General features: G+C 59.6%; 6 protein-coding genes and 1 pseudogene. 4 read left to right on the top strand and 3 right to left on the bottom strand.

Annotated elements, in window-relative coordinates; genetic code table 11:
• Positions 1-68 precede the first annotated feature (68 nt).
• Together ACW9HW_RS15705 and ACW9HW_RS15700 are read right to left on the bottom strand one after the other, a co-directional pair.
• Positions 69-833, bottom strand: a complete 765-nt coding sequence (locus ACW9HW_RS15705) for a methyl-accepting chemotaxis protein (RefSeq protein ID WP_457400671.1) — start codon at positions 831-833, stop codon at positions 69-71.
• Positions 834-926: 93 nt separating this feature from the next.
• Positions 927-1,949: pseudogene (locus tag ACW9HW_RS15700) on the bottom strand (HAMP domain-containing protein); the annotation flags it as partial.
• Positions 1,950-2,243: 294 nt separating this feature from the next.
• Between ACW9HW_RS15700 and ACW9HW_RS15695 the strand changes: the two are divergent.
• Positions 2,244-2,498: a hypothetical protein gene (locus ACW9HW_RS15695; RefSeq protein WP_095192283.1), complete on the top strand. Its 255-nt coding sequence runs from the start codon at positions 2,244-2,246 to the stop codon at positions 2,496-2,498.
• Between the two features lie 31 nt (positions 2,499-2,529).
• The gene (locus tag ACW9HW_RS15690) at positions 2,530-3,099 is read left to right on the top strand and encodes a lipocalin family protein (protein WP_095192282.1); all 570 of its coding nucleotides are present in this window, start codon (positions 2,530-2,532) and stop codon (positions 3,097-3,099) included.
• 122 nt (positions 3,100-3,221) lie between these two features.
• Here the strand turns inward: ACW9HW_RS15690 and ACW9HW_RS15685 are convergent, their stop codons facing one another.
• The gene (locus tag ACW9HW_RS15685; protein ID WP_457400669.1) at positions 3,222-4,586 is read right to left on the bottom strand and encodes a formimidoylglutamate deiminase; all 1,365 of its coding nucleotides are present in this window, start codon (positions 4,584-4,586) and stop codon (positions 3,222-3,224) included.
• Between the two features lie 146 nt (positions 4,587-4,732).
• On the opposite strand from ACW9HW_RS15685, the gene hutC reads away from it, so the two are divergent.
• Together hutC and ACW9HW_RS15675 are read left to right on the top strand one after the other, a co-directional pair.
• Positions 4,733-5,443, top strand: coding sequence for a histidine utilization repressor (hutC, locus tag ACW9HW_RS15680; protein WP_170948611.1), 711 nt, complete (start codon positions 4,733-4,735; stop codon positions 5,441-5,443).
• A 10-nt stretch (positions 5,444-5,453) separates the two neighbouring features.
• Positions 5,454-6,023, top strand: coding sequence for a HutD/Ves family protein (locus ACW9HW_RS15675; protein WP_095192279.1), 570 nt, complete (start codon positions 5,454-5,456; stop codon positions 6,021-6,023).
• The last annotated feature ends 49 nt before the right edge of the window (positions 6,024-6,072 follow it).

The following is a 6,072-nucleotide window of genomic DNA, read 5'->3' as shown; positions in this document are numbered from 1 at the left end:
GGGATCTGTGTCGTTCACAAATCCCCTGTGGGAGCGAGCCTGCTCGCGAAGAGGCCAGTGAGAGCGCCTTAGATCCGGAAGCTACCCACCAACTGCTTCAACCGCGCCGCCTGCTGCTCAAGATCGGCACACGCGCGCAAGGTCGATTGCAGGTTCTCCACACCTTCCTGGTTCAGCGTGTTGATTTCGGTGATGTCGACGTTGATCGATTCCACCACGGCCGTCTGTTCTTCCGTCGCCGTCGCCACGGATTGGTTCATGCCGTCGATTTCGCCGATGCGCTGGGTCACGCTGCCCAGGCGTTCGCCGGCCTGATTGGCGATGTTCACGCTGCTTTCGCTATGGCGCTGGCTTTCGGTCATGGTACCCACCGCTTCACGAGCGCCGACTTGCAGCTCTTCGATCATCTTCTGCACTTGCTGCGCCGAATCCTGGGTGCGGTGAGCGAGGTTGCGCACTTCATCGGCAACCACTGCAAAACCTCGTCCGGCTTCACCGGCACGTGCGGCTTCGATCGCGGCATTGAGGGCCAGCAGGTTGGTCTGCTGGGAGATGCTGGTGATCACTTCCAGAATTTGCCCGATGTTGACGGTGTTGCTGTTGAGCGTCTCGATGTTGCCGCACGAATCGCTGATCTTCGCCGACAGCTGATGCATCGCGGAGATGGTTTTATCCACCACCTGTTGGCCTTCTTCCGCCAGCGAACGGGCATCGCTCGAATGCTGAGAGGCAAGGGCGGCGTTCTGGGCGATTTCCTGGGCGGCGGCGCCGAGTTGGTTGATCGCCGCGGCGACGCTGCTGGTGCGCGAGGCCTGTTGGTCGGAGTTGAACATCGACGAGTTGGATGCAGCCACCACTCGCAGCGCCACTTCGTTGACCTGGCCAGTGGCCGAGGACACCTCACGAATCGAAGTGTGGATCCGCTCGACGAAACGATTGAACGACAGCCCCAGTGCGCCGAATTCGTCGTGACCGTGAATGGTCAGGCGTTTGGTCAGGTCACCTTCGCCTTCGGCGATGTCATGCATGGCGCGGCCCATGGTCAGCAACGGCTGCATCAGGAAGTTGATCAGCATGCCCAGCAACGCGATGATGATCACCACCGCAATCACCATGGCAATAATCGCCGAGGTGCGGAATTCGCTAAGCATCGAGAAGGCGGTGTCCTGGTCGAGAACCAGCGCCACATACCAATCCGCCGACGGTACGCCGTTGACGTGGGTAAAGGAGATGAACTGGCGCTTGCCATCGATTTCGACTTCTTTCATGCCCGGGCTGACTTTCGGTGCGCCATTGGGGTAAGCGTCGGTCAGGTTCTTGAGTACCAGTTTGCTGTCGGGGTGGATCAGGATCTTGCCGTCTGCGCCGACGATGAAGGCATGACCATGACCACCGAAGTTCAGGGAGTTGATGATCGCGCTGACGCTGGACAGGTCGATGTCGGCGCCGGCAACGCCGATCATTTGGCCTTGCTGCTTTACTGGCGTGGCGACTGTGATCACCAGTTTGCCGGAGGACGCGGCGATGTACGGTTCGGTAACGATGGTCTGCTGTGCACTGTTGGCTGCTTTGTACCAGCCTCGGGCGCGCGGGTCGTAGTCCGCTGCGCGGTTGCCAGCCGGAATCGAGAACATCACGCCATCGATGCCACCGAAGTAGCTCAGCTGGAAGTTGCCGGTATAGGCGGGCAGGTCGATGGCGCGTTTGAGGTTAACCTGGGCGCTGCCGTCCACGGCGATTTGTTGGGACAGCGATTGCAGCAACTGAATGCGGCTTTCCAGCCAGGTCTGGATGTTGCTGGTGGTCAGGCTGCCGAGTTCCTGCATCGAGGCCTCGGTGCTGCTACGCAACGTCTGGCGCTGGCGATAGTCGTTGAACAGGATGAAACAAGCGAATGCAACGGCCACCACGAGGGCAGCAGCCAACAGGATTTTGTGGCTGAACTTCATGTTTCTGGTCATTAAATGAGCTACCGCGGAAAGACTCGTCGACAAAGGGGGCAAATGCCTCGCAAGTGGGCATTGCGCTGCCTTGTATGTCGACTGAGCTGCGCCAAAGATTAGGCGTTTTTTGACGAAACCCGACGAAATGCCCGATAGCCCTGCAAAGTGGTTGATTATTCGGCGCAAGGCAGACGAGCGGCCCTATAAATACCCAGCGGGTGAGGGAACCAGAAAGGGGTTTTCTCTTCTAAGGTTCTGCTTGGCAGCCATGCCAATCCCTTTTGCCCCTGGAGTTACACCATGTCGCTGCGATCCATCGCCCTGCTTTCGTTCTGCGTGTTGTTGGCTGCGTGCAGCAAGGTCAATCAGGAAAACTACTCGAAGCTCTCGTCCGGCATGGACAAGGCCGAGGTTGAAACCCTGCTGGGCAAACCCGCCGATTGCTCAGGCGCGCTCGGCATGTCCAGTTGCACCTGGGGCGACAAGAACAGCTTTATCAGCGTGCAATATGCCGGTGACAAAGTGCTGATGTTTTCCGGCCAAGGCCTGAAGTAAACCGGGGCCGAGCGCCCACGGGAGAAAAATAATGAAGCGGTTGTTGATCATGCTTTTTGCCGGCCTGGTATTGGCCGGCTGTGCCACTTCTGGCCAGGATCCGTTGGCGCCCAAGACCGCCAACAGCGTCAATCTCAAGCGTTACCAGGGCACCTGGTACGAATTGGCGCGGCTACCGATGTATTTCCAGCGCAACTGCGCGCAATCCGAAGCTCACTACACGCTCAATCCTGACGGCAATGTGGCGGTGCTCAATCGCTGCCTGACGCCGCAGTGGGAGTGGGAAGAGGTCAAGGGCACGGCTTATCCACAGGTGCCGGGCAAGACCGACAAATTGTGGGTCGAGTTCGATACCTGGTTTTCCAGGCTGATTCCGGGCGTTGCGAAGGGCGAATACTGGGTGTTGTACGTCAGCGAAGACTACAAGACCGCCATCGTCGGCGACCCGAGCCGTCGTTACCTGTGGCTGCTGTCGCGCACCCCGACCGTCAATGGTGTCGTGCGGGAGGAGTTGCTGAGCAAGGCGCGTCAGCAGGGTTACGACACCACGCGGCTGATCTGGCGGGCGTCGGATACGCAGATGGCCAAGACCTCGAACTAACCGCCGCCAAAGAACAAAACTGTGGGAGCGAGCCTGCTCGCGAAAGCGGTCTGCCAGTCAACATCTCTGTTGAATATGACGACCTCTTCGCGAGCAGGCTCGCTCCCACATTTCGTTTTGCGTTAACCCAGGAGGTCGCGCAGGACTTGGGTGAAGGCCCGGTTACTCTCTTCTTCGCCGGCATGCCGTCCATCACGCACAACCCACTGACCATTGACCAGCACGTCCCGCACCTGGCGATCGCCCCCGGCAAACAACCAGCGGTTCAAAATCCCGTCACCACTGGCCGTCGCCAGATACGGATCACTTCCATCCAGCACTAGCCAATCCGCCCGCTTGCCGACTTCCAGCGCGCCAATCGGTTGACCCAACGCTTGCGCGCCGCCATCCAGTGCCGCGTCGTACAGCGTGCGGCCAACCATCGGCTGCTCCGCCCCATACAACCGGTTGCGCCGCTGATCGCGCAGACGCTGGCCATATTCCAGCCAGCGCAGTTCTTCCACCACGCTCAGTGACACATGGCTGTCGGAGCCGATGCCCATGCGTCCGCCCTGTGCAAGGAAGTCTACCGCCGGGAAAATCCCGTCGCCCAGATTCGCTTCGGTGGTCAGGCACAGGCCGGCGATAGCGCGACTCTTGGCCATCAGCGTGACTTCTTCCGTGTTGGCGTGGGTAGCGTGAACCAGGCACCAGCGCTGATCGACCTCGATGTTTTCATACAGCCATTGCAGCGGACGACGGCCACTCCAGGTCAGGCAGTCGTCGACTTCCTTCTGCTGTTCGGCGATGTGAATGTGCACCGGGCACTGCTTGTCGCTGGCCGCCAATACTTCACTGATCTGCTGCGGCGTTACCGCGCGCAACGAGTGGAAACACAATCCCAGCGATTGCGCCGGTTGCTGCGCCAGGATCGGCTGCAAGCGCGATTGCAGTTTGAGATAGTTTTCGGTGCTGTTGATAAAGCGGCGCTGGCCTTCATTCGGGGTCTGGCCACCGAAACCGGAGTGGCTGTAGAGCACTGGCAGCAGCGTCAGGCCGATACCGGCGGAACTGGCCGCCTGGCTGATACGCAGCGCCAGTTCGGCTGGGTCTGCATAGGGCTGGCCGCTGGTGTCATGGTGCACGTAGTGGAATTCCGCGACCGAGGTGTAACCGGCCTTGAGCATTTCGATGTACAGCTGACGTGCGATAACGCCAAGTTGTTCCGGGCTGATTTTTCCGACGAGGCGATACATCAAGTCGCGCCAGGTCCAGAAGCTGTCATTCGGATTGCCCGCCACTTCCGCAAGCCCGGCCATGGCCCGCTGGAAGGCGTGGGAGTGCAGATTCGGCATGCCCGGCAGCAGCGGACCGCTCAACCGCTCGGCGCCATCTGCATGGGAATCGGCCTGGATATGGGTCAGGACGCCATCGGCGCTGACCTCAAGACGTACATTGTTGGCCCATCCACTAGGCAGCAGCGCGCGTTCGGCAAAGAAGGCGGACATGGTTCAGCACCCCATCGTGTGTTATTTGTATATACATATACAGACGTTTGCCTGCCCGGTAAACTCCGGCAAGCTAGCAATCTTTCTTCAATGAACAAGGATCCACCGTGCCGACTCCGCCTCCAGTCTCTCCGTTGGCCGCGAACATGGGCGACAGTCCGGCGCCCTTGTACGCCCGCGTCAAACAAATGATCACCCAGCAAATCGACAGTGGAAACTGGCCGCCGCACTACCGGGTTCCGTCGGAAAGCGAGCTGGTCAGCCAGTTGGGTTTCAGCCGCATGACCATCAACCGCGCCCTGCGCGAGATGACTGCCGATGGCCTGTTGGTGCGCATGCAAGGCGTCGGCACGTTCGTCGCCGAGCCGAAAAGCCAGTCCGCCCTGTTTGAAGTGCACAACATCGCCGACGAAATCGCCTCCCGTGGTCACCGCCACACGTGCAAAGTCATCACGCTTGAAGAAGAGGCCGCGGGGTCCGAGCGCGCCCTGGCCCTGGATATGCGTGAAGGGCAGAAAGTCTTCCACTCGCTGATCGTGCATTTCGAAAACGACATCCCGGTGCAAATCGAAGACCGTTTCGTCAACGCACTGGTGGCGCCGGAATACCTCAAGCAGGACTTCACCCTGCAAACGCCTTATGCCTACCTGAATCAGGTTGCGCCATTGACCGAAGGCGAGCATGTGGTCGAGGCGATACTGGCCGAACCCTCCGAATGCAAGTTGTTGCAGATTGAAAAGGGCGAGCCGTGCCTGCTGATCCGTCGCCGCACCTGGTCCGGCCGCCAGCCGGTGACCGCTGCCCGTTTGATCCACCCCGGTTCCCGTCATCGTCTGGAAGGTCGTTTTCATAAATAGAGAGCAGTAAATGAGTGAGTTGAAGGTTCTACGCGCGGTCGATTACCCGCGCATGCCGTGGAAAAACGGCGGCGGCAGCACCGAAGAAATCACCCGCGACGCCGGCACCGGCCTGGATGGGTTCGGCTGGCGCCTCTCGATTGCCGACATCGGCGAATCGGGCGGATTTTCCACCTTCGCCGGGTATGAGCGAATCATCACCGTACTGCAGGGCGACGGCATGACCTTGTCGGTCGACGGCCAGGTCACACGGCCGTTGTTGCCCATCGATCCGTTTGCCTTCAGCGGCGAGAGCCAGGTGTCCTGCACATTGCTCGGCGGACCGATTCGCGATTTCAACCTGATTTATGCGCCAAAGCGTTACAGCGCACGGCTGCAATGGTTGAGCGGTGAGCAGCGGTTTTTCAGCGAGGCGGGGACTGTACTGGTGTTCAGCGTCAGCGATGCGCTGGAGGTGAAGGTCGGTAACAGTGCTTCGCAACTGGGTCGTCATGATTGTCTGCAACTTGTCGGTAACACTGGCCTGCTGGAAGTTTCCAGCAATGACGCCTGTTGCGTGATCGAACTCACCGCACGCTGATCCATCTCTGTAGGAGCGAGCTCGCTCGCGAAAAACCAAAATTCGCCGC

The sequence above is a fragment of the Pseudomonas sp. SDO5532_S415 genome (assembly GCF_054071155.1).
The sequence above is the reverse complement of the archived record's forward strand: the minus strand, read 5'-3'. Positions and strand labels throughout refer to the sequence as shown.

Excerpts from the sequence above, each read along its gene's own strand:
- hutC (WP_170948611.1), top strand. The coding sequence starts at position 4,733 with ATGGGCGACAGTCCGGCGCCCTTGTACGCCCGCGTCAAACAAATGATC.
- ACW9HW_RS15695 (WP_095192283.1), top strand. The coding sequence starts at position 2,244 with ATGTCGCTGCGATCCATCGCCCTGCTTTCGTTCTGCGTGTTGTTGGCT.
- ACW9HW_RS15690 (WP_095192282.1), top strand. The coding sequence starts at position 2,530 with ATGAAGCGGTTGTTGATCATGCTTTTTGCCGGCCTGGTATTGGCCGGC.
- ACW9HW_RS15685 (WP_457400669.1), bottom strand. The coding sequence starts at position 4,586 with ATGTCCGCCTTCTTTGCCGAACGCGCGCTGCTGCCTAGTGGATGGGCC.
- ACW9HW_RS15705 (WP_457400671.1), bottom strand. The coding sequence starts at position 833 with ATGTTCAACTCCGACCAACAGGCCTCGCGCACCAGCAGCGTCGCCGCG.
- ACW9HW_RS15675 (WP_095192279.1), top strand. The coding sequence starts at position 5,454 with ATGAGTGAGTTGAAGGTTCTACGCGCGGTCGATTACCCGCGCATGCCG.